General features: G+C 70.6%; 17 protein-coding genes. 14 read left to right on the top strand and 3 right to left on the bottom strand.

Translation table 11 applies throughout. The annotated features are described in order from the left end of the window. Positions 1 to 23: 23 nt before the first annotated feature. Positions 24 to 1,562, bottom strand: a complete 1,539-nt coding sequence (locus tag RCR19_RS11530) for an MFS transporter (RefSeq protein ID WP_331265052.1) — start codon at positions 1,560 to 1,562, stop codon at positions 24 to 26. 96 nt (positions 1,563 to 1,658) lie between these two features. Between RCR19_RS11530 and RCR19_RS11525 the strand changes: the two genes are divergently transcribed. After that, positions 1,659 to 2,264, top strand: coding sequence for a TetR/AcrR family transcriptional regulator (locus RCR19_RS11525; protein WP_331265051.1), 606 nt, complete (start codon positions 1,659 to 1,661; stop codon positions 2,262 to 2,264). Here RCR19_RS11525 and RCR19_RS11520 read toward each other — a convergent pair. Continuing rightward, positions 2,261 to 3,493 carry a helix-turn-helix domain-containing protein gene (locus tag RCR19_RS11520; RefSeq protein ID WP_331265050.1) on the bottom strand — a complete coding sequence of 411 codons (1,233 nt, stop codon included), beginning with the start codon at positions 3,491 to 3,493 and terminating at the stop codon, positions 2,261 to 2,263. The two genes, RCR19_RS11525 and RCR19_RS11520, sit on opposite strands and share 4 nt — an antisense overlap. 161 nt (positions 3,494 to 3,654) lie before the next feature. Here RCR19_RS11520 and RCR19_RS11515 point away from each other — a divergent pair, with 161 nt between their 5' ends. The 12 genes from RCR19_RS11515 to cimA all read left to right on the top strand — a co-directional run bounded on the left by RCR19_RS11515 (position 3,655) and on the right by cimA (position 18,055). Continuing rightward, the gene (locus tag RCR19_RS11515) at positions 3,655 to 4,581 is read left to right on the top strand and encodes a proline dehydrogenase family protein (RefSeq protein WP_331265049.1); all 927 of its coding nucleotides are present in this window, start codon (positions 3,655 to 3,657) and stop codon (positions 4,579 to 4,581) included. Between the two features lie 39 nt (positions 4,582 to 4,620). After that, positions 4,621 to 6,252, top strand: a complete 1,632-nt coding sequence (gene pruA / locus RCR19_RS11510) for an L-glutamate gamma-semialdehyde dehydrogenase (protein WP_331265048.1) — start codon at positions 4,621 to 4,623, stop codon at positions 6,250 to 6,252. An 828-nt stretch (positions 6,253 to 7,080) separates the two neighbouring features. Beyond that, positions 7,081 to 7,212, top strand: coding sequence for a hypothetical protein (locus tag RCR19_RS11505; protein ID WP_107116645.1), 132 nt, complete (start codon positions 7,081 to 7,083; stop codon positions 7,210 to 7,212). A gap of 335 nt (positions 7,213 to 7,547) precedes the next feature. Continuing rightward, positions 7,548 to 8,591 carry a 3-isopropylmalate dehydrogenase gene (locus RCR19_RS11500; protein WP_331265047.1) on the top strand — a complete coding sequence of 348 codons (1,044 nt, stop codon included), beginning with the start codon at positions 7,548 to 7,550 and terminating at the stop codon, positions 8,589 to 8,591. 266 nt (positions 8,592 to 8,857) lie between these two features. Further along, positions 8,858 to 9,946 (top strand): branched-chain amino acid aminotransferase, encoded by a 1,089-nt coding sequence (locus RCR19_RS11495; protein WP_331265046.1) that lies wholly within the window; start codon positions 8,858 to 8,860, stop codon positions 9,944 to 9,946. 221 nt (positions 9,947 to 10,167) lie between these two features. Continuing rightward, positions 10,168 to 10,848 carry an urease subunit gamma gene (gene ureA / locus RCR19_RS11490; protein WP_331265045.1) on the top strand — a complete coding sequence of 227 codons (681 nt, stop codon included), beginning with the start codon at positions 10,168 to 10,170 and terminating at the stop codon, positions 10,846 to 10,848. Beyond that, a complete protein-coding gene (locus RCR19_RS11485) occupies positions 10,845 to 12,527 on the top strand; it encodes an urease subunit alpha (protein WP_331265044.1) in 1,683 nt (560 codons plus the stop codon). The genes ureA and RCR19_RS11485 overlap by 4 nt, the downstream gene beginning before the upstream one ends. A gap of 19 nt (positions 12,528 to 12,546) precedes the next feature. Beyond that, a complete protein-coding gene (locus tag RCR19_RS11480) occupies positions 12,547 to 13,596 on the top strand; it encodes an agmatine deiminase family protein (protein ID WP_331265043.1) in 1,050 nt (349 codons plus the stop codon). 9 nt (positions 13,597 to 13,605) lie between these two features. Further along, positions 13,606 to 13,941 (top strand): hypothetical protein, encoded by a 336-nt coding sequence (locus RCR19_RS11475; RefSeq protein WP_331265042.1) that lies wholly within the window; start codon positions 13,606 to 13,608, stop codon positions 13,939 to 13,941. Next, positions 13,938 to 14,549: a TetR/AcrR family transcriptional regulator gene (locus RCR19_RS11470; RefSeq protein WP_331265041.1), complete on the top strand. Its 612-nt coding sequence runs from the start codon at positions 13,938 to 13,940 to the stop codon at positions 14,547 to 14,549. The genes RCR19_RS11475 and RCR19_RS11470 overlap by 4 nt, the downstream gene beginning before the upstream one ends. Before the next feature lie 317 nt (positions 14,550 to 14,866). Then, on the top strand, positions 14,867 to 16,168 hold the full coding sequence (locus tag RCR19_RS11465) for an MFS transporter (RefSeq protein WP_331265040.1): 1,302 nt from the start codon (positions 14,867 to 14,869) through the stop codon (positions 16,166 to 16,168). A 282-nt stretch (positions 16,169 to 16,450) separates the two neighbouring features. Continuing rightward, the gene (gene cimA / locus RCR19_RS11460) at positions 16,451 to 18,055 is read left to right on the top strand and encodes a citramalate synthase (RefSeq protein WP_059128926.1); all 1,605 of its coding nucleotides are present in this window, start codon (positions 16,451 to 16,453) and stop codon (positions 18,053 to 18,055) included. A 58-nt stretch (positions 18,056 to 18,113) separates the two neighbouring features. Here the strand turns inward: cimA and RCR19_RS11455 are convergent, their stop codons facing one another. Then, the gene (locus RCR19_RS11455) at positions 18,114 to 19,982 is read right to left on the bottom strand and encodes a ricin-type beta-trefoil lectin domain protein (RefSeq protein WP_331265039.1); all 1,869 of its coding nucleotides are present in this window, start codon (positions 19,980 to 19,982) and stop codon (positions 18,114 to 18,116) included. A gap of 248 nt (positions 19,983 to 20,230) precedes the next feature. Between RCR19_RS11455 and RCR19_RS11450 the strand changes: the two genes are divergently transcribed. Beyond that, positions 20,231 to 23,254, top strand: coding sequence for a glycoside hydrolase family 3 N-terminal domain-containing protein (locus tag RCR19_RS11450; protein ID WP_331265038.1), 3,024 nt, complete (start codon positions 20,231 to 20,233; stop codon positions 23,252 to 23,254). The last annotated feature ends 49 nt before the right edge of the window (positions 23,255 to 23,303 follow it).

Below are 23,303 nucleotides of genomic sequence, written 5' to 3'. Positions count from 1 at the left end.
CCCCGCTGCGCGTCCTTTTCCGGCTACTCCTGACCGTCCCGCACCTTGATGCCCCGCAGGCAGGCGGCGGCCAGTGCGGCCGCGGCGAGCAGCAGTGCGGCACCGGCGATCGCAGCCGCCTGCATGCCGCTCGTGAACGCCTCGCGTGCGACGGCCAGCAGCTCCGCACCCGCGCGGCCGGGGAGCCCCTGGGCCACCGCCACCGCGCCGCCCAGCGTCTCGTGGGCCGGTGCGGGGGCCGAGGCAGGGATGCCGTGCCGGTACACGGCCGTGCCGATCGAGCCCAGGACCGCCATGCCGAGCGCACCGCCGAACTCCGCGCCCGTCTCCATCAGCGAGGACGCGGCGCCCGCCCGCTCCGCCGGAGCGGCACCCATGGCCAGGTCCATCATCTGCGCGATCACGGTGACGATCCCGGCGGCCAGCACACCCGCTCCGGCCAGCACCAGCCACATCGAATCGGTCCCGGCGAGTGCGAGCGTCCCGTAGCCGCACGCCGCGACCAGGAAGCCGCCCGTCACGACATGGGCGCGGTCGACACCCTTCTGCACCAGCTGGGTGGTCACCGGCGCCGCGACGCCGATCAGCACCGAGGGGAGCAGGGCCCAAAGGGCGGCCTCCAGCGCGCTCTTGCCGAGGACCGACTGCAGGTACTGCGTGGTGAAGTACGCCGAGCCCAGCATGGCGAAGGACGAGATCAGGTTGAGGGTGAGGGCGGGAGCGAAGCCCCTGGCGCGGAACAGGGCAGGTGAGATGAGCGGGTGCGCCGTTGTGCGCTGACGGTGCACGAACAGCGCGGCGAACAGCAGGCCCACCGTCAACGACAGCACGTACTGGACGTGCCACCCGTGCGCCGGGATCTCCTTCAGGCCGTAGATCACCGGCAGCACCGCCGCCATCGACAGCGGCACGCTGAGCAGGTCGAAGCGACCGGGCTCGGGGTTCTTCGACTCAGGGAGCAGGAAGGGGCCGAGGAGCAGCAGCAGGGCCATGGCGGGCAGGTTGACCAGGAAGACCGAGCCCCACCAGAAGTACTCGACGAGGACCCCGCTCATCACCGAGCCGAGGGCGATCCCGGCCGTCATCACCCCGGACCACAGCCCGATCGCCTTCGCCCGCTGTCCCGGGTCGGTGAACATCGTGCGGACCAGGGCCATCGTCGACGGCATGAGCGTCGCGCCGCCGATGCCGAGCACCGCGCGGGCCGCGATCAGGGTCTCGGCGCTGTTCGCGTACGCAGCCACCAGCGAGGCGGTCCCGAAGGCGGCGGCCCCGAGCAGCAGCAGCCTGCGCCGGCCGATGCGGTCGCCGAGCGCGCCCATCGTCATCAGCAGTCCGGCGAGGACGAAGGCGTAGATGTCGAAGATCCACAACTGCTGGGTGCCGCTCGGCTCCAGATCCGCGGTGATGGACGGGATCGCGAAGTAGAGGACCGAGACATCCATCGAGACCAGCAGCAGCGGAAGCATCAGGACGCCCAGGGCGGTCCACTCACGGCGGCCGGCCCGGGCCGGTGCGGCGGGCGCACCGAGGTCGTTGGTGGTGCTCGTCGGGTTCGTCATGCCAAGAACTGTACGAGCGTCTTAAACGCTTGTCTAGAACACTTGTATAGGTCATCTGTATAGGACGACTGTATGGATCGGCGGTAGAGTGACGGCATGGGACACCGTGAGGATCTGCTCGAGGGCGCCAAGCGCTGCCTGCTGGAGAAGGGCTTCCTGCGCACGACGGCGCGCGACATCGTCAAGGAGTCGGGGACGAACCTGGCGTCCATCGGCTACCACTACGGCTCGAAGGACGCGCTGCTGGTGCAGGCGTACGTGGCCCTGGTGGAGGAGACGGGGGACCGCTTCGAGCCCGGCAGGGAGGAGGCCGCGGCCGCGGCGACCGCGCCGCCCGGCTCACTGGAGCGCTTCCGGGAGGTGTGGGCGAACGTCATCCGCGCCCTGCCCGGGTCCCGGGCCATCTGGCTGCTGAGCTTCGAGCTCGTCCTCCAGGGCGACCGGCTGTCCGAGGTGCGCCGGATGCTCGGGGACGCGCAGAAGCAGGCGCTCTCGGGACTCGTACCCCTGTTCAACGACGTCCCGGAGGCCGAGCTCGACGAGGAGACCGTGCAAACGGAGGGCCGCCTCTACCAGACGCTCCTTCAGGGGCTCATGGTGCAGTGGGTCTTCGATCCGGAATCGGCCACCGACGCGGACCAGCTCACCGAGGGGCTGCGGCGGGTGATCGAGGCGAGCAGGAAGGCGCCCGAGGCCTCCTAGAGGCGTGCGCCCTTCAGCGCCATGTGCAGCAGCAGGCGGTCCTCGCCGTCGTCCAGGTCCAGGCCGGTGAGCTGCTCGACGCGGGACAGCCGGTAGTAGAGGGTCTGGCGGTGGATGCCCAGGGCCGCCGCGGTACGGCCCGCCTGGCCCGCACAGTCCAGGAACACCTCGGCGGTGCGGGCCAGTTCACGGTGTGCCGGGGTCAGCAGCACGCGTACGGCCGTGTCGTGGGCCGCCTGCGGCGGGAGCGACGTCAGCAGCCGGTAGGGGCCGATGGACGCCCACTGGGCGACGGGCCCGAGGCGCGGCTCGGCCAGCGCCGCGCGGGCCGCTCCGGACGCCTCCTGCCAGGCGATGCCCAGTTCGGTGAGACCGTGGCGCACGTCGGCCACGCCGGCCGCGGCCGGCCCGGTGCCGCGCGGTCCCCCCGCCTCGCGCAGCAGCCGGGCGGCCGCCGTCAGGGCCGGGGTCAGCACATCGGCCGAGCGCAGCCGCACCAGCAGCGCCAGGCTCTGCCCCGCGGTGGGCGTACGGGAGCCACGGCCGCGCCGCGGGACCGTGCACAGCGCGGTCGCGGCCGGGATCGTACGCACCGAGGGGGCGTCGTCCGGGTCCGCCGAGGGCCAGGGGTCGATGCAGACCAGTGTGTGCAGCCCCTCGGCCCGTGCGCCGAGCGCCGTGCGCAGTTCCGCCACCGCCATGTCCTGCTGCCAGCCGCGCTCGGCGATCAGGACCGCGCGCAGTTCACGCGTCAGGTCCGCGCCCGCCTGCGCCTCGTCCGCGAGCAGGTCGCCGATGCGCGCCGCGACCTCCATCGCCGTGGACAGCTGCGCCTCCGACGGACCCGGCTCGTCGGCCAGCAGCCACACGTAGCCGAGGACGACACTCCGATGGCGTACCGGCAGACAGATCCTTCCCCGGTAGACGCCCGCCTCCGGAGTGGGAGGGATGCGCACCGGACCGGTGGCACGGGCGATGCCGAATCCCTCGAACCATCTGCGCACCGCCGCCGTGGAGCGTCGGGTGAGGATCGAGCGGGTGCGGACCGGGTCGAGGTCCGCCTCGTCGAACTCGCCGTCGCTGTCGTACGCGGCGAAGGCGATCAGCTCGAAGTCCCGGTTCTCCAGGGTCGCGGGGGCCCCGAGCAGCGCCGAGATCTCGTCGACGAGCTCCTGGTAGTCGCCGCGGCCTGACTTGAAAACATCCGCCACACGGGCATTCTCCCGCATTTTCCCACCCCCCTCATACAGATGTCTGAGATCCAGGGCACGGATGCGTGACAGCTGTCGATGGCAGACGATCGAAGGGATCCTTAGGTTTCACGGTGGTTCTCCGTGCCGTACCCGAATGGTCGGGATTCGGCCTCCTGTTGCCCTTGTGGAGGTGCCCCGTGCTGGGTCCCGTGATTCTCGCCGCGTCGCGCAGCGACCGGATGCGCCGTCTGATCTCGGCGGCCCCGGTGACCAAGCAGGTCGTCGACCGCTTCATCCCCGGCGAGACCGTCGACGCGGTCGTCCCGATCATCGAGGACCTCACCGGCCGGGGACTCGAGCTCACCATGGACGTCGTCGGCGAGGACATCACGACCCCGGAGCAGGCCACGGCCGCGCGGGACGCGTACCTGCGGCTGATCGAGCGCCTCGGGGACCTGGAGCTCGGCACCAGGGCAGAGATGTCCATCAAGCTCTCGATGTTCGGCCAGGCGCTGGAGAACGGCCACGAACTGGCCCTCGCCAACGTCCGCCCGGTCGTCGAGGCCGCCGCCGCGATCGGTACCACGGTCACGCTGGACGCCGAGGACCACACCACCCTCGACTCGATGTTCGCCATCCACGAGGAGCTGCGGAAGGACTTCCCGCAGACCGGCTGCGTGATCCAGGCCTACCTCTACCGCACCGAGGAGGACGCCCGCCGCCTCGCCGCGAGCGGCAGCCGGGTGCGTATCGTGAAGGGGGCGTACAAGGAGCCCGCGTCGGTCGCCTACCAGCAGAAGGCCGAGATCGACAAGGCGTACGTCCGTGTCATGAGGACCCTCATGGAGGGCGAGGGATACCCGATGATCGGTTCCCACGACCCGCGGCTGATCTCCATCGCGCAGGAGCTCGCCCGGCGCTCAGGGCGCAAGCTCGACGAGTACGAGTTCCAGATGCTGTACGGCATCCGCAGCGACGAGCACCTGCGGCTGGCGGCCGAGGGCCATCGGATGCGGGTGTACACCGCCTACGGCACCGACTGGTACGGCTACTTCATGCGCCGTCTCGCCGAGAAGCCGGCGAACCTGCGCTTCTTCGTCCGCTCGATGGTCAGCAAGGGCTGAGCCCGAAACACCCGCTCACATCAAGGAGTTACGGATCTCATGGACGCTGTGACCCAGGTCCCCACCCCCGTCAACGAGCCGGTGCACGGCTATGCCCCCGGCTCGCCCGAGCGCGCTCGCCTGGAGGCCAAGCTCAAGGAGCTGGCCGAGAACCCGATCGACCTGCCGATGACCATCGGCGGCGAGAAGCGGATGGGCGGCGGGGAGGCCTTCCAGGTCGTCCAGCCGCACAACCACAAGGCCGTCATCGGCACGCTGCACAACGCGACCCAGCAGGACGCCCAGGACGCCATCGACGCGGCCCTCGCCGCCGCGCCCGCCTGGCGCGCGCTGTCCTTCGACGACCGCGCGGCGATCATCCTGCGCGCCGCCGAGCTCCTCGCCGGGCCGTGGCGCGAGACGATCGCGGCCTCCACCATGCTCGGCCAGTCGAAGACGGCCCAGCAGGCGGAGATCGACAGCCCGTGCGAGCTCGTCGACTTCTGGCGCTTCAACGTCCACTACGCCCGGCAGATCCTGGCCGAGCAGCCCCCGGCCAACTCGCCGGGCGTCTGGAACCGCCTCGACCACCGCCCGCTCGAGGGCTTCGTCTATGCGATCACGCCGTTCAACTTCTCGGCGATCGCGGGCAACCTGCCCACCGCGCCCGCGCTGATGGGCAACGTCGTGGTCTGGAAGCCGTCCCCGACGCAGACGCACGCCGCCGTGCTGCTGATGCAGCTGCTGGAGGAGGCGGGTCTGCCCAAGGGCGTCATCAACCTCGTCACCGGTGACGGCATCGAGGTCTCCAAGGTCGCCCTCGAGCACCGCGACCTCGCCGGCATCCACTTCACCGGTTCGACCAAGACCTTCCAGTACCTGTGGAAGACGGTCGGCAACAACATCGAGAAGTACCGCTCCTACCCGCGTCTGGTCGGTGAGACCGGCGGCAAGGACTTCCTGGTCGCGCACCCGAGCGCCGACCGCGCGGTCCTGAAGACGGCGCTGACCCGCGGTTCCTTCGAGTACCAGGGCCAGAAGTGCTCGGCGACCTCCCGGGCCTACATCCCGGCGTCGATCTGGGACTCCGGCTTCAAGGAGGAGTTCGCGGCCGAGGTCGACCACCTCGCCATGGGTGACGTCACCGACCTGTCGAACTTCATCGGCGCCGTCATCGACGAGCGCGCCTTCGCCAAGAACAAGGCCGCCATCGACCGCGCCAAGGAGGACCCGACCTGCACGATCGTCGCGGGCGGCTCCTACGACGACTCGGTGGGCTACTTCGTGCGCCCGACCGTCATCGTGTGCGCCGACCCGGAGAACGAGGTCTTCCGGACGGAGTACTTCGGCCCGGTCCTCGCGGTGCACGTCTACGAGGACGAGAAGTACGACGAGATGCTCGTCCAGATGGAGTCGGTCTCGGACTACGCGCTGACGGGTTCGGTCGTCGCCAACGACCGCGCCGCGGCGGCCCACACGGCCGAGAAGCTGCGCTACGCGGCGGGCAACTTCTACATCAACGACAAGTCGACCGGTGCGGTGGTCGGCCAGCAGCCCTTCGGCGGCGGTCGTGCCTCCGGTACCAACGACAAGGCGGGCGCGCCGCAGAACCTGCTGCGCTGGACGCTGACCCGTGCGATCAAGGAGGCGCTGGTCGCGCCGACGGACTACACCTACCCGCACATGGGCTGACGCCCCACCTAGCACCGCCCCCGCCCTGGGTTTTGACCACCGAGGACGGGGGCGGTCTTCATTTCCGGCCTTCGCGGGTCACGCGGCCCGGGTGCCCGGGTGCCCGGTGGGCCGGCGCCGCGAACCGCCGTCGGTCCCGACCGGGGCCTGGAGCGTGTCCCCGCCGCCGACAGTGTGCGGCGCGCTCGCCGGGCCCGACGGTCCGTCCGCCAGGTTCCGACCAGCGGGCGTCCCGCCCATCCGGCGTCCCGCGCATCGGCACGCCGGCCGTCCGCGCCGCGCACTCGGTGGTGCCGGCGACGCACCGGCGGTGGTCGCGGGAGTGCCGCGCCGGGACGGCCGAGCGGCCCGGGCTCCGGTGGGCGGACGCTTCTCCTCCGACGGGCCGGCAGCTGTTCCGGGACGCCGGGGGCCTCGGGCCGCTGGGCGGGAAGTGCGCGGCGGAAGCCGTACCGACGCCCCGTCACCGCCGATCGCGGAACCCTCCTTGTCCACGGTCCGGTGCGCGGCGACGGCCTGCGCCATCAAGGGGACCGGCAACCGGGTGTCCGATGTCCACGCAGGTCAGGGGTGTGTGACCCGATCGGCCGTCTCAGATAGTAGGAAGTCCGAGTAATTGTGGAGACAGATGCCCGCTCCTCGCTTAGTTTTGTAGAAGTCGAACGTCTCGCTTGATCGAGCGACTGGCGGTCGTGAGCCGGGCCCCGTGCAGGCAACCCCTGCGGCACCGCTCCCCGCTCCTCTGGGGGCACCGCCCACGCCCATCAGGCAGTGGGGGAGTCTCGTCACCCTTTCCGCCCTCCGGGTTCCCGAAGGAGTCGATTCCCCATGGCTGAGACGACTGCCCGCCGCCGAGTCCGTCACGTCTCCCGTACGAGCGAGTCCGACCGCAAGAAGGCCGCCGCCGCGCTCCAGCGTGCACTCGACCGCCGGGACAACGGCGGCGAGACCGGCCACTGAGCCGCGGCCGACCCGCATCCCCGGATCACCCGCCGTCACGGCACGGACCGGGTGATCACCCGGCGAGAGCCGCACCCGCGCGGGGGTGCTGCGCGGCCGGACACCTTCCGTCCCCGCCGCGCCGCGCCCCGAAGCGGCGGACCCGCTCGGTGGTTCGCATGGGCGGTCCTGCCGCCCCGCCACGTCGAAGGCGTCCGGGCATTCCGGGACGGGCGACGTCCCGGCCCGTCTCCAACGGCCGCCCTCCGTACGGGTGAAGGTGCGGCACCGCAAAAGAGCCGTCCGCATCCTGGACGCCCTGTGTCATTCCATGGGACACGGAGTACGGTGCCGTCATGTCTCGCAGCATCAATCTCGCAGTGATCCCCGGTGACGGCATCGGCCAGGAGGTCGTGGCCCAGGGGCTGAAGATCCTCTCCGCCGTCCTTCCGCAGGATGTGAAGCTGGAGACCAAGGAGTACGACTTCGGCGCCCGGCGTTACCACGCCACGGGTGAGACGCTGACCGACGCCGACCTCGAGCAGCTGAAGCAGCACGACGCGATCCTGCTCGGCGCGATCGGCGACCCGTCGGTGCCCTCCGGGGTCCTGGAGCGCGGCTTCCTGCTCAAGCTCCGCTTCGCCTTCGACCACCATGTCAACCTGCGGCCCTCCAAGTTGCTGCCGGGTGTCGGGACCCCGCTCGCGGGCCAGCCCGAGATCGACTTCGTGGTGGTCCGCGAAGGCACCGAAGGCCCCTACACGGGCAACGGCGGCACCATCCGCGGCGGCACCCCGCACGCGGTCGCCACCGAGGTCTCGCTCAACACCGCCTTCGGGATCGAGCGCGTCGTGCGCGACGCCTACGCCCGCGCGCAGGCACGCCCCCGCAAGAAGCTGGCCCTGGTCCACAAGAACAACGTGCTGGTGCACGCCGGCCACCTGTGGACGGACATCTTCAACAAGGTGGGCGAGGAGTTCCCCGAGGTCACCACCGAGTACATGCATGTGGACGCCGCGACGATCTATCTCGTCACGCAACCCGAGCGGTTCGACGTGATCGTCACCGACAACCTCTTCGGCGACATCATCACCGACCTGGCCGCCGCCATCTCCGGCGGCATCGGGGTCGCCGCCTCCGGCAACATCAACCCGTCCGGCCGGTTCCCGTCGATGTTCGAGCCCGTGCACGGCTCGGCGCCCGACATCGCGGGCCAGGGCAAGGCCGACCCGTCGGCCACCGTCCTGTCGGTCGCCCTCCTGCTGCGTCACCTCGGCTACGAGACCGAGGCCGCCCGCATCGAGGAGGCCGTCTCCGCCGACCTCGCCGAGCGTGTGGGCGCACCCGCCCGTACCACCGACGAGATCGGCGACGCGCTCGCCGTACGAGTAGCCGGCTGACCCGCGCCACTCACACTCCCTGAGAAAAGCCGCCGGGTCGCCCTTGCGCCCGGCGGCTTTTCCATGCCCTCGCCGGGTGTCACCATCGACCCACCCCTGGGCTGCCCCAAGGGCCGCATTCACACCGTTTCGGGCACGACTCGGCGCTTGCGATAATCGAACGAAGAGCCGCGGTATGAGGGAATGCTCGGACGTCCGAACACCTGTGATGGGTGGCAGGGGCGTGAGCGCGGCCCGTCAACACAACCGGTGAAGGACAACCACACATGACGACGCCCACGATCGAGCTGAAGCCCTCCGCCAACCCGCTCTCCGACGCGGAGCGGGAGGCCATCCTGGCCAACCCCGGGTTCGGCCGCCACTTCACCGACCACATGGTGACGATCCGGTGGACCGAGGGGCGGGGCTGGCACGACGGTCAGCTCGTTCCCTACGCTCCGATCTCCCTCGATCCCGCCACCAACGTGCTGCACTACGCGCAGGAGATCTTCGAGGGCCTCAAGGCGTACCGCCGTCCCGACAACTCGGTCGCGACCTTCCGCCCGGAGATGAACGCCCGCCGGTTCCAGCGTTCCGCCCGGCGCCTCGCGATGCCCGAGCTGCCGGTGGAGACCTTCATCGAGGCGTGCGACGTCCTCGTCCAGCAGGACAAGGCGTGGGTGCCGGCGCACGGCGGCGAGGAGTCGCTCTATCTGCGTCCGTTCATGATCGCCACCGAGGTCGGCCTCGGTGTGAAGCCGGCCAACGAATACCTCTTCCTGGTGATCGCCTCTCCCGCGGGCGCCTACTTCGCGGGTGGCGTCAAGCCGGTCTCCATCTGGGTGTCGGAGGACCGCGTCCGCGCCGTCCCCGGCGGCATGGGCGACGCCAAGACCGGCGGCAACTACGCCGCCTCGCTGCTCGCCCAGGCGGAGGCCGCGGTCAAGGGCTGCGACCAGGTCTGCTACCTCGACGCCGTGGAGCACACGTGGGTCGAGGAACTCGGCGGGATGAACCTGTACTTCGTCTACGGCAACAAGATCGTCACCCCGTCGCTCACCGGTTCGATCCTGGAGGGCGTCACCCGAGACTCCCTTCTCACCGTCGCCCGTGACCTCGGCCACGAGGCGGAGGAGCGGCGCGTCTCCATCGACGAGTGGCAGGCGGACTCCGAGAACGGCACCCTCACCGAGGTCTTCGCCTGCGGCACCGCGGCGGTCATCACCCCCGTCGGCACGGTCAAGCGTGCGGACGCCGAGTGGAAGCAGTCCGACGGCGAGCCGGGCGAGGTCACCGTCAAGCTGCGCGAGGCGCTGCTGGACCTCCAGCGCGGCACCCGTGATGACACGCACGGCTGGATGCACCAGCTCGGCTGAGCCGGCCGTGAATTCGCCGAGAGCCCGCCCGGGATGCTTCATCCGGGCGGGCTCTCGGCGTTCGGTGAACGCGGTCGCCTGCATATGATTTAGATCATTGTTCAAAACTCGTGACCGGCATCGACCGCCGCGGAGGGTTCCGCTTCCCGTATCCAGGATTTAGAGTGAGGTGGCATTTAGAGCAGCACTCTAAAGTCTGGGAAGCAAGGAGGTGCCGCCTCGTGAGACTCACCCCCACGGAACGTGATCGGCTGCTGTTGTTCGGGGCGGCCGAGCTGGCCCGTGCCCGCCGGGCCCGAGGGCTGAGGCTGAACGTGCCGGAGGCCACCGCTCTGATCGCGGACACCGTCTGCGAGGCCGCCCGGGACGGGAAGCGCCTCGCCGAGGCCATCGAGGCGGCACGGTCCGTGCTCGGTCCGGACGACGTGCTGCCGGGCGTCGCGGACGTCGTCACCGAGGTGCACGTCGAGGCGGTCTTCGACGACGGATCGCGGCTCGCCGTGGTCTCCGACCCCATCGGAGCAGGACTGGGCGCCGGGGCGCCGGGTGCCCTGCTTCCGGGGCCCGTGCACGCCGAGCCGGAGGCGGTCAGGCATGTCTCCGTCACCAACACGGCCGCCGTCCCCGTGTCCGTCACCTCCCACTTCCACTTCTTCGAGGCCAACCCGCGGCTCGACTTCCCCCGCGCCGACGCCTACGGAATGCGCCTCGCCGTGCCCGCCGGGTCGTCCGTCCGCTTCGGACCGGGGGAGCGCGTCGAGGTCGGCCTCGTGCCCATCGGAGGCGCCCGGACGGTGATCGGTTTCGCGGGCCTGGTCGACGGTCCGCTCGACGCGCCGGGAGCCAAGGAAGAGGCCCTTCGCCGGGCCACCGCCTGCGGATATCTGGGAGCCGACCGGTGAACCCCTATGAGTACGCGGCCACTCACGGCCCCCGCGCCGGCGACCGTCTCCGGCTCGGCGACTCGGGTCTGGTGATCCGTGTCGAGTCCGACGCGCAGAAGCATGGCGACGAGTTCCTCGCCGGTTTCGGCAAGACCGCGCGGGACGGTCTGCACCTCAAGGCCGCGGCCGTCCGCGCGACCTGCGACGTCGTCATCAGCAACGTCGTCGTGATCGACGCCGTGCAGGGGATCCGCAAGGTGTCGATCGGTATCCGCGAAGGCCGTGTCTGCGCGATCGGCCGGGCCGGCAACCCGGACACCCTCGACGGGGTCGACGTCGTGGTCGGCACGGGGACGTCGATCGTGTCCGGCGAGGGGCTGATCGCCACCGCCGGAGCCGTCGACACCCATGTGCACCTGCTGTCACCGCGCATCATGGAGGCCTCGCTCGCCTCCGGCGTGACCACGATCATCGGCCAGGAGTTCGGTCCGGTATGGGGCGTCGGCGTCAACTCGCCGTGGGCGCTGCGGCACGCCTTCAACGCGTTCGACGCCTGGCCCGTCAACATCGGCTTCCTGGGCCGGGGTTCGTCGTCCGACAGTGCGCCCCTGATCGAGGCACTGGCCGAGGGCGGTGCCTCCGGCTTCAAGGTGCACGAGGACATGGGCGCCCACACCCGCGCCCTCGACACGGCCCTGCGGGTCGCCGAGGAGCACGACGTCCAGGTGGCCCTGCACAGCGACGGCCTGAACGAGTGCCTGTCCGTCGAGGACACGCTCCGGGTCCTCGACGGCCGCACCGTCCACGCCTTCCACATCGAGGGCTGCGGCGGCGGCCATGTGCCGAACGTCCTGAAGATGGCGGGCGTGGCGAACGTCATCGGGTCCTCCACCAACCCGACCCTGCCCTTCGGCCGGGACGCCGTCGCCGAGCACTACGGCATGATCGTTTCCGTCCACGACCTGAAGACCGACCTGCCCGGCGACGCCGCCATGGCCCGCGATCGCATCCGCGCCGGCACCATGGGGGCCGAGGACGTGCTGCACGACCTGGGCGCCATCGGCATCACCTCGTCCGACGCACAGGGCATGGGGCGCGCGGGCGAGACCGTGCGGCGCACCTTCGCGATGGCGGGGAAGATGAAGGCCGAACTCGGCCCGCTGGAAGGGGACGGCCACGGCGACGACAACGCCCGTGTCCTGCGCTACATGGCGAAACTGACCATCAACCCGGCCGTCGCGCACGGGCTTTCGCACGAGGTGGGCTCCATCGAGCCCGGCAAGCTGGCAGACATCGTGCTGTGGCGGCCGGAGTACTTCGGTGCCAAGCCGCAACTGGTGCTCAAGGCCGGCTTCCCGGCGTACGGCGTGGTCGGCGACCCGAACGCGGCCACCGACACATGCGAGCCCCTCGTGCTGGGACCGCAGTTCGGTGCCCATGGCGCCACCGCGGCCGACCTCTCGGTGGCCTTCGTCGCGCAGGCCGCCGCAGACCAGGGCAACGACCGGGTCCCGACCCGCCGCCGCCGGGTGGCCGTCCGCGGCACCCGCGGCATCGGCCCCGCCGACCTGCGCCTCAACTCCCGTACCGGGTCGGTCGACGTCGACCAGCGGTCCGGTCTGGTGACCCTCGACGGCGAGCAGATCCGTTCCGATCCCGCCGACTCGGTGTCCCTCAACCGCCTCTACTTCCTGTGACCTTCGCGAGGACCCCGCCATGAGCACCCCTGCCGCCGACGGCTTCCGCATGCCCGCCGAGTGGACCGCGCACGAGCGCACCTGGATGGCCTGGCCGGGCCCCAACGCGACCTTCGACGACCCAGCGGCCCTGGCCGCCTCCCGCGCGGCCTGGGCCGCGGTCGCCCGCGCCGTCCGCCGCTTCGAACCGGTCACCGTGGTGTGCGGACCCGGCCGGTCGGCGGAGGCCGGGGCGCTACTGGGCCCGGGTATCGACATCGTCGAACGCGATCTCGACGACGCCTGGATGCGCGACATCGGCCCCACCTTCCTCACCGACGGCAACGGCCGACTCGCGGCCGTGGACTGGACGTTCAACGGCTGGGGGGCTCAGGACTGGGCCCGCTGGGAGCACGACGCGAAGATCGGCGCATTCGTGTCGGACCTGGCGGGCGCGCGGACGTACGCCTCGCAGCTCGTCAACGAGGGCGGTGCGATCCATGTGGACGGAGAGGGGACGGTGCTGCTCACCGAGACCGTGCAACTCGGCGCCGAACGCAACCCGCACTGGACGAAGGAGCGGGTGGAGGCGGAGATCCACGCCCACCTCGGTACCCGCAAGGCGATCTGGCTGCCGCGCGGCCTCACCGCCGACTACCCGCCGTACGGTTACGGCACCCTCGGCCATGTCGACATCGTCGCCGCCTTCGCCCGTCCCGGCGTGGTGGTCGCCCACCACCAGCCGGACCCGGCGCACCCCGACCACGAGGTGACGAAGGAGGTCATCGGCATCCTGAAGTCCGCCACCGACGCCAGGGGCCGCCGACTGGAGGTCGTCGAGGTGGCGGCCCCGACGGTCCTGGAGGCCGACGGCCACTGGGCCGACTACTCCTACATCAACCACTACCTCTGCAACGGCGGTGTCGTGCTGTGCGGCTTCGACGACCCGCGCGACGAGATCGCGGCCGGGGTCTTCCGCCGCCTGTTCCCACGGCGCACCGTCACACTCGTCGACGCACGGGCGATCTTCGCTGCAGGGGGCGGGATCCACTGCATCACCCAGCAGCAGCCGAGCACGCTCCTCGGGTAGAACGGACGGGTGAACGTGATGCTCAGCACCACCAGTGCGGGGCGGCCCGCCGAGGCGGTCCGCCGGCCCTACGTGGGGCACCGCTCTCCCGCCGGGGACGGCGAGCCCGGCGCGGCCGGCCGGTGGTGCGGACCGGTGACTGTTGCCGGCTCCGGGCACCGGCCGGAGGTCTTCGGCGCCGGCGGCCACCGCGGTGCGGGCGCCCGCCACGAGGCACCGCGCCGCGGCCCCCGGGGGTCCGAGGCCGACGCAGCGGCGCCCGGCCGCACGGGCGGACACCGTACCCGGCCCGTCCCGGACGCCGCCCGACCGGCCGTGGCGCACCACGAGGAGGGGACCGGATGACCCGCAGCCGCCAGGCCGCCCCGCCCCGCGAGGACGTCCTCGCCGCCGCGATGGAGATGATCGCCGAGCGCGGTCTGGAGAAGCTCACCATGGCGGCGCTCGGGCGCGAGGTCGGCATGAGCAGCGGCCATCTGCTCTACTACTTCCGCTCCAAGGACGAACTGCTGTTGCGCACCCTGGAGTGGAGCGAGGGCCGGCTCGGTGCGGAGCGTGGACGGCTGCTCAGCCGCGACGCCCCGGCCAGGGACCGGCTGGACGCCTACGTCGACCTCTACGTTCCCGGCGGCCACCGCGACCCGCACTGGACGCTGTGGCTGGAGGTCTGGAACCGCTCGCAGAACGCGGACGACGACGCCCGCGACCGGCAGGCCGCCATCGAGGGCGCCTGGCACCGCGATCTGGTGGCCCTGCTGGCCGAGGGGGCCTCCAGAGGCGAGTTCCGGCCCGTCGACGCCGACCGCTTCGCGGCCCGGCTGCGCGCCCTCCTCGACGGGTTCTCCATCCATGTGGCCATCGGCCTGCGCGGCACGGACCGGGAGCAGGTCCTGCGGCATGTACGGGAGTTCCTGGACGACGCACTGGGGGACCCGGCGCGCGCGGACGGCTGACAAGGCGCCCGGGTCGTGCACCGGTGAGCGGCGCACCGCCGTGGCCGCGCGCCGCGGCGCCCGTCCTGTGCCGCTGTCCGGGCCGGACGGGCCGCGGCCGCTCGTGGGCCTTGGCGGTGCCGGGCGCCGTGGGCGCCGGGGTCCGCGCGGCGGTGTTCGGCTCGACCGCCGTCGATCCCGTGCCGGGCGACACCGACGGCGCGGAGGGCATCTTCGTACGTCGGGCGCGGCGATCCGGACCGCCGTCGGCGTGAACGCAATGAACGAAACCCGAGGCGCTCTTGTCGCAAACGCGAACGCCCGGCACGTTACGGCCCATGGGACGAGAGCATTGGAAGAGGATCTGGATCGGCTCGGCCGGCAACATGGTGGAGTGGTACGACTGGTTCGTCTACGCCAGCTTCGCCACCTACTTCGCCGGGGCGTTCTTCCCGGACGGGAACCCCACGGCCCAACTCATGAACACCGCGGGCATCTTCGCGGTCGGCTTCTTCATGCGCCCGGTCGGCGGCTGGCTGCTGGGCCGGGTCGGTGACCGCAGAGGGCGCAAGGCCGCGCTGACCCTCACGGTCACGCTGATGTCCGCCTCGGCGGTCCTCATCGCGATCGCACCGACATACGCCGTCGCCGGATACGGCGGCGTTCTCGTGCTGCTCGTAGCCCGCCTGCTGCAGGGCCTCTCGGTGGGCGGCGAGTACGCGGCCAGCGCGACCTACCTCACCGAGGCCACCGACCCGAAGCGGCGCGGTTTCGCCTCCAGCTTCCAGTACGTGTCGATGACCGCCGGCCAGATCGTCGGACTGGGCCTCCAGATCGTCCTGCAGCGCACGCTGTCCGACGACGCCCTGCACAGCTACGGCTGGCGCATCCCCTTCGTGGTGGGCGCGCTCGGCGCCGCGGTGGTCTTCTACCTGCGGCGGAACATGCTGGAGACGGAGGTCTACGAGGCCGACGAGACCGGCGGTGAGGAGCGCGGCACACTGCGCGCGCTGTGGCGGCACAAGCGCGAGGCGTTCCTGGTGATCGCGTTGACCATGGGCGGCACGGTCGCGTACTACACCTACACCACCTATCTGACCAAGTACCTGTCGAACTCGGCGGGCCTGTCCAAGGAGACCGCGACCCTGGTCTCCTTCACCGCGCTGATCGTGTTCGCCTGCCTCCAGCCGCTCGCCGGACGGCTCTCCGACCGCATCGGGCGCCGCCCCCTGCTGATCACCTTCGCGGTGGGCTCCACGTTCCTGACCGTGCCGATCATGACGATGCTCAAGAACGCGGGCAGCTTCTGGCCGGCGCTGGGCCTGTCCCTGCTGGCACTGGTGGTGGTCACCGGGTACACCTCGATCAACGCCTGCGTGAAGGCGGAGCTGTTCCCGACGGGTGTCCGAGCCCTGGGGGTCGCCCTGCCGTACGCCATCGCCAACGCGCTCTTCGGCGGCACGGCGGAGTATGTGGCGCTGTGGTTCAAGGACGCGGGCGCCGAGTCCGGCTTCTACTGGTACGTGGCGGGCTGCGCGGCCGTGTCCCTTGTGGTCTACCTCACCATGCGGGAGACCCGGGACCTCGATCTGACGCGGATAACGGCGTCCGAGACGTCCACCCTGACGACCGCATCCTGAGACGACGGGTGAGCGCGGGGGCGGAATGTGCCAGACTGCCCTCGTGCTCTCGTTCGCCATGATTATTGGCAGCAGGCGCGCCGGTCCGCAGTGACCGCCACGTACGACCAGGTACGGGCGGCCATCGTCGTCCTCGACCCGCGCGCAGACCTCTCGCACCCGCGAGAGGTTTTTCGTTTTCCTGGCCCACCTTCAGCCGGGAAGCCTGCGCGAGGGACCATGGGGGGATGGTGGAACCGGTCATTCCGGTAGACCGAGATCCAAAACAGGAGCCTTCAGACCATGACGGAAACCAGCGAGCTCGACGACTCGTTCCACGTCTTCGACACGACGCTGCGCGACGGAGCGCAGCGGGAGGGCATCAACCTCACCGTCGCGGACAAGCTGGCCATCGCACGGCACCTGGACGACTTCGGCGTGGGCTTCATCGAGGGCGGCTGGCCCGGCGCCAACCCGCGGGACACCGAGTTCTTCGCCCGCGCCCGGCAGGAGATCGAGTTCCGGCACGCGCAGCTGGTCGCCTTCGGCGCGACCCGGCGCGCCGGCGGCAAGGCGGCGGAGGACCCGCAGGTCAGGGCGTTGCTGGAGTCGGGCGCGCCGGTGATCACCCTGGTCGCCAAGTCGCACGACCGGCATGTCGAACTGGCCCTGCGCACCACTCTCGAGGAGAACCTCGAGATGATCCGCGACACGGTCTCCCATCTGCGGGCCGAGGGCCGCCGGGTCTTCGTCGACTGCGAGCACTTCTTCGACGGCTACCGGGCCAATCCCGAGTACGCGAAGGCGGTGGTCCGTGCGGCGTCGGAGGCGGGCGCGGACGTGGTCATCCTCTGCGACACCAACGGAGGGATGCTGCCCGCACAGGTCCAGGCCGTGGTGTCGACGGTCCTGGCGGACACCGGGGCCCGGCTCGGCATCCACGCACAGGACGACACGGGGTGCGCCGTCGCGAACACCCTCGCCGCGGTCGACGCGGGCGCCACGCACGTGCAGTGCACGGCCAACGGGTACGGCGAGCGGGTGGGCAACGCGAACCTGTTCCCGGTGGTGGCGGCCCTGGAGCTGAAGTACGGCAGGAAGGTGCTGCCCGAGGGCAGGCTGCGCGAGATGACCCGCATCTCGCACGCGATCGCGGAGGTGGTCAACCTCACGCCCTCCACGCATCAGCCCTACGTGGGCGTCTCGGCCTTCGCGCACAAGGCGGGCCTGCACGCCTCCGCCATCAAGGTGGACCCCGACCTGTACCAGCACATCGACCCCGAGCTGGTCGGCAACACCATGCGGATGCTGGTCTCCGACATGGCGGGTCGTGCGTCGGTGGAGCTCAAGGGCAAGGAACTGGGCGTGGACCTCGGGGGCGACCGGGAGCTGGTCGGCCGGGTCGTGGAGCGGGTCAAGGAACGCGAGCTCGAGGGCTACACGTACGAGGCGGCCGACGCGAGCTTCGAGCTCCTTCTGCGCGAGGAGGTGGCGGGCAGGCCGCTGCGCTACTTCCGCACGGAGTCGTGGCGGGCCATCGTGGAGGACCGGCCCGACGGCACCCACGCCAACGAGGCCACGGTCAAGCTCTGGGCCAAGAGCGAGCGCATCGTCGCCACGGCGGAGGGCAACGGCCCGGTGAACGCCCTGGACCGCGCCCTCAGGGTCGCCCTGGAGAAGATCTATCCCGAGCTCGCCGTGCTGGACCTGGTCGACTACAAGGTCCGCATCCTGGAGGGCAAGCACGGCAGTCACTCCACGACCCGCGTGCTGATCTCCACGTCGGACGGCACGGGCGAGTGGTCCACGGTCGGTGTGGCCGACAACGTGATCGCCGCGTCGTGGCACGCGCTCGAGGACGCCTACACCTACGGCCTGCTGCGGGCGGGCGTGGAGCCGGCCGAGTAGCCGGCCGGGCCGGATCGGGACCGAGGGGTGCGGGTGGCACCCCTCGGCCCCGCGTGGGTCACTGCAGATGCCACTTCTGGTTGGCCGCGCCAGTGCACGACCAGATCTGGGCCCGTGCCCCGTTCGCCGACGAGTTGTCGGTCACGTCGAGGCACTTGTTCGCCGCGACGTTCACCACGTCACCCGTCGCCGAGTTGTACGACCACTGCTGTGCGCCGGTGCCGTTGCAGTCGTAGAGCTGGACCTTCGCGCCGTTCGCCGTCGAAGCCGCCGCCACGTCCAGGCACTTCCCCAGGCTCTGAACGGATCCGTCGCTCCGCACCGTCCAGTTCTGGGCGCTCGTTCCGTTGCAGTCGTACAGCTGCACCGCCGTGCCGTTTGTGGACGAGGCGCCCGCCACGTCCAGGCACTTGCCCGCGAGCCCCACGAACGCCCCGGACCGGTCACCGCCGCCGGACTGGGTGCCCGCCCAGGTGAACGTCGCCGAGGTCTTGCCCGGCAGCGAGTACGTCGCGTGCTGCGAACCCCAGTTGATCGTCACGGTCTTCGCCGAGGACGCGTCGTTGTAGGCGATCAGGGCCTTCGAACCGTCCGGGTTCCGCCAGGCCACGTTCGGCACCGCGGAACTCGCCGTGGAGGCGATGCGCTGCGCGCCCGGCCGGACGAACTTCGTCAGATGGCCCATGGTGTAGTACTCGACCGTGTAGTCGACCGTCCCGCTCGCACCGTCCCCGTTGTGGACCGTGATCAGCCCCGTGCAGGTACCGCAACCTCCGTTGTGCGGCCCCATGTTCTGATCCACCGCCAGCGACCACTTGGTCACCGACTTCGCCCAGTTCCGTGTGTAGTCGACGATGTTGAGCATGTCCTCGCGCTGCTGGTTGGCGATCCAGGTGCCGCCGGAGTGCTCCGTGCCGAACGCGTCGAGTTGCGGGTACTGGTTGTGCACGGTCGTCTGCTTGGTGACGTCACCGCCGTACCCGTGCCAGGCGATGCCGCCGAAGTTCGGGTGCGAGCGGATCGCCGCGTCGTCCACCGTCTGCGCCGCGTACGCGTCGTAGGTGTCCCAGTTCCAGTCCTGCGCCAGGACCTTGGTCGTCAGGCCCGCCGCCTGGAGCTTGGGCAGCAGCTCGCTCTTCGTGAAGTAGGCGAGCCCGGACGCGTTCCAGCTCATCGACGGGTAACCCGAGCAGCACGTCGGCTCGTTCTGGGCCGTGACGTAGGAGACGGGAACACCCTGGTCGCGGTAGCCCTGGAGGTACTTCACGAAGTAGGAGGCGTAGGCGCCGTAGTCCTCCGCCTTCAGCCAGCCCCCGTTGAGCTGCCCGCTGTCCTTCATCCAGGCGGGCGCCGTCCACGGGCTCGCCATCACCGTGAGCGAGGGGTTGAGCTGGAGCGCCTGCTTGGTCAGCGGCACCACGTCCGCCAGGTCGTGCGCGATGGAGAACTTCGTCAGATTCGGGTCCGACTGCCCGGCCGGGACGTCGTCGTACGTGTATCCGAAACGAGCCAGGTCGGAGGCGCCCATCGGATTGCGCAGGAACGAAAGGCCGATGCCCTCCGACGGGGAGAACAGCTTCCGCATCGTCGCGTCCCGGGTCGACTGCGACAGTGCTCCGCTGCTGTTCATCAGCCAGGCCGCGGTGTCCGTGAAGGAGGCACCGCCGCCGGTGAACGTCTGGTACCGGGCGTTCTCGTCGACCGTGATGTTCTCGCCACCGCCTCCGGTGCCCGACTGGAAGGCGAACGGGGTCTGGGCCTGCAGTCCGCGTACGACATGGCGCCCGCCGGCGTCGTCGGTCGTGGTGAGCCAGGCCGTGACCTGCTCCCCGGCGGCATGCGCCGGCGCGGTGCCCGCAACGGTGAGCCCGGCCGTGGTCAGCAGTCCGGCCAGGAGCACATGAACCGCGCGCAGGGGTCTTCTCATGGTGCGCCGCCCTTCTGGGTGTGGGGGATGGGAGGCGTGCGAGGCGTGAGTAAATGACGGCGGAGGGGTGCCGTCAAGGGGGTGCGCGTTCAGTTTCCGAAGGAACAACGCCCTTGATTCCCAAGGGACTCAGGTCTGTACCTGTTCCGGTGTGAAGTCTTGACGCCTTCCCGGTGCACCAGTTAACTCACGCCCTGATCTAAGTCGTAAGCTCACGTTCGGGACCACGAGAGCCAAGGGGAAGGTCCATGCGAAGAACCGCCCTGCTCGCCTCCGCCACCCTGCTCACCGCACTGCTCCCGCTCACCGCCGCCGGATCCGCGTCCGGCGCGGACGAACCGGCACCCGTCCCGGTGGACCGCTTCGAAGGCGAGGTGCCGTTCGCGAACCAGCCCGCCGACGGCATCTTCACCTGGGGCGGCGACACCGACGACCCGCCCGCCCTCCGGCTCAGTGATCGCGCGGACGCCCCCGAGGGGGCCAAGGTCCTCACCGGCACCTACGAGATCAGCGGCTACGGCGGCTTCACCCACGACTTCGCCGCAGACCAGCCGGCCCACGACTGGTCCGCCCACAAGGGCATCCGGTTCTGGTGGGACGGTCAGGACAACGGCAAGAAGATCGCTTTCGAGATCAAGGACGGCGGCGCGAACGGCGAGGCCTCCGAGCTGTGGACCACCTCGTTCACCGACGACTTCACCGGTTGGAAGCAGATCGAGATCCCGTTCACCGACTTCACTTATCGCACGGACTACCAGCCGGTCGGCGGTATCGACCACGTCCTCGGCCTCACACAGATGTGGGGATACGCCCTCACCCTCCCCGTCGGGGTCAAGGGGCAGTTCGCCATGGACGACGTGGAGCTGTACGGCAAGGCGGACCAGTCCCTGCGGGCCTCCGTCACCACGGACTCCGTCGTCTACCCGGTCCGCGAGGGCGGTACTGCACAGGTGAAGGTCTCCGTCGCCACGACCGGCTCCGCCCCCATCGACGAGCCGGTCACCGTCGCCTACGAGGCGGGCGGCGGCACGGCCGCGTCCGGATCGGACTACGTCCCCGTCAAGGGAACGATCACCTTCCCCGCCGGTACCGCCTCCGGAACCAGCCGGACGGTCCAGGTCGCCACCCGCAAGGACAAGGCCGCCGAGTCCGCGGAGACGGTGCCGCTCGAGCTGACCGTCACCGGCGCCAAGGCGCCCGCCGAGACCCCCGAGGTCGTCATCGACGCCCACGGACTGCCCTACCTGGACAGCAGGCTGCCGGTGCGCAAGCGCGTCGCCGACCTGCTCTCCCGCATGTCCCTGGAGGAGAAGGCCGGTCAGATGACCCAGGCCGAGCGGGCCGGCCTCACCTCGCAGGGCGACATCGCGACGTACGCGCTCGGCTCGCTGCTGTCCGGCGGCGGCTCGACCCCCACGCCCAACACCCCCGAGGCATGGGCGAAGATGATCGACTCCTTCCAGCTGAGGGCGCAGGCGACCCGGTTCCAGATCCCGCTGATCTACGGCGTCGACGCGGTGCACGGTCACAACAACCTCGCGGGCGCGACGATCATGCCGCACAACATCGGCATCGGTGCCACGAGGGACCCGCAACTCGCCGAGAAGACGGGGGCGGTGACGGCGAGCGAGGTGCGCGCCACCGGAATCCCCTGGGACTTCGCGCCCTGTCTGTGCGTCACGCGCGACGAGCGGTGGGGCCGCAGCTATGAGTCCTTCGGTGAGGACCCGGCGCTCGTCGAGTCCATGGAGACGGTGATCCAGGGCCTGCAGGGACGCGCGGACGGCCGGGACCTGGGCCGCGGCGACAAGGTCCTCGCCACCGCCAAGCACTTCGTCGGCGACGGCGGCACGGGGTACGGCTCGTCCACGACCGGCTCGTACACCATCGACCAGGGCGTCACCAAGGTCACCCGGCAGCAGCTCGAGGCCGTCCATCTGGCCCCGTACCAGACCGCGGTGGACCGGGGGATCGGCACGGTCATGCCGTCGTACTCGTCGCTGGACGTCCTCGGCGACGGGCAGGGCCCGGTGAAGATGCACGCCCGGGCCGACATGATCAACGGCGTGCTGAAGGGCCGGATGGGCTTCGACGGGTTCGTCATCAGCGACTGGAACGCCATCGACCAGCTGCCGGGCGACTACGCCTCCCACGTCGGCACGGCGGTCAACGCCGGTGTCGACATGATGATGGTGCCGTACACGTACAAGGACTTCAGCACGACCCTGATCGACGAGGTGAAGGCGGGACGCGTCAGCGGGAAGCGGATCGACGACGCGGTCGCACGCATCCTCACGCAGAAGTTCAAGCTCGGCCTCTTCGAGCACCCCTACGCCGACACCGGCGGCGCCGACGAGATCGGCTCCGCCGCGCACCGGGCCGTGGCCCGGCAGGCGGCCGCCGAGTCCCAGGTGCTGCTCAAGAACGCGAACGGCGTGCTGCCGCTGAAGAAGAGCCAGAAGGTGTACGTCGCCGGGTCCAACGCCGACGACCTCGGCAACCAGACCGGCGGCTGGACCATCACCTGGCAGGGCGCGTCCGGTGACCACACCCAGGGAACGACCGTCCTGCAGGCGATGCGCAGGGCCGGGGGGGACGTCACCTACTCCAAGGACGCCTCGGCACCGCTCAACGGCTACGACGTCGGCGTGGTCGTCGTCGGGGAGACCCCCTACGCCGAAGGCGTCGGCGACGTCGGCAACGGGCACTCCCTGCAACTGTCCGCCGCCGACCAGGCCGCCGTGGACAAGGTGTGCGGCGCCATGAAGTGCGCGGTGCTGATCGTCTCCGGACGTCCGCAGCTGATCGGTGACCGGCTCGGCGGGATCGACGCCCTGGTCGCCTCCTGGCTGCCGGGCACCGAGGGCGACGGTGTCGCCGACGTGCTCTACGGCAAGCGGCCGTTCACCGGACAGCTTCCCGTGACCTGGCCGAAGTCGGAGTCGCAGCTGCCGATCAACGTCGGTGACGCGTCGTACGACCCGCAGTTCCCGTACGGCTGGGGACTGACCACGCTCACCCGGGTCCCCGAAGGGAACGCGGTGACCCTGAAGGCGCTGGCGCTCGCGGCGGCCGTGGCCGAACGGGCGGGCTCCGCGCAGGCGGGCCGCGACATCGTCACCAAGGCCCGGCTGCTCGTCCAGCAGAAGGTGGGTTCCGCACTCACCGCGTCGGTGGCCGCACCGTTCGCGGACGCGGACCATCTGCTGCTGACCGGGAAGTACGCGGCGGCGGTGGCGAAGCTGACCGAGGCGTACCGGGCGGCCGGCTGACCCGCGCCGGGAGGGGGCGGTGCACTCCGCCCCCTCCCGGACGACCCGT

The organism is Streptomyces sp. WAC07094, from assembly GCF_036320405.1.
Lineage (GTDB): Bacteria > Actinomycetota > Actinomycetes > Streptomycetales > Streptomycetaceae > Streptomyces > Streptomyces lannensis.
Note: the sequence above shows the minus strand (reverse complement) of the source record. Positions and strands in the feature narration are given on the sequence as shown.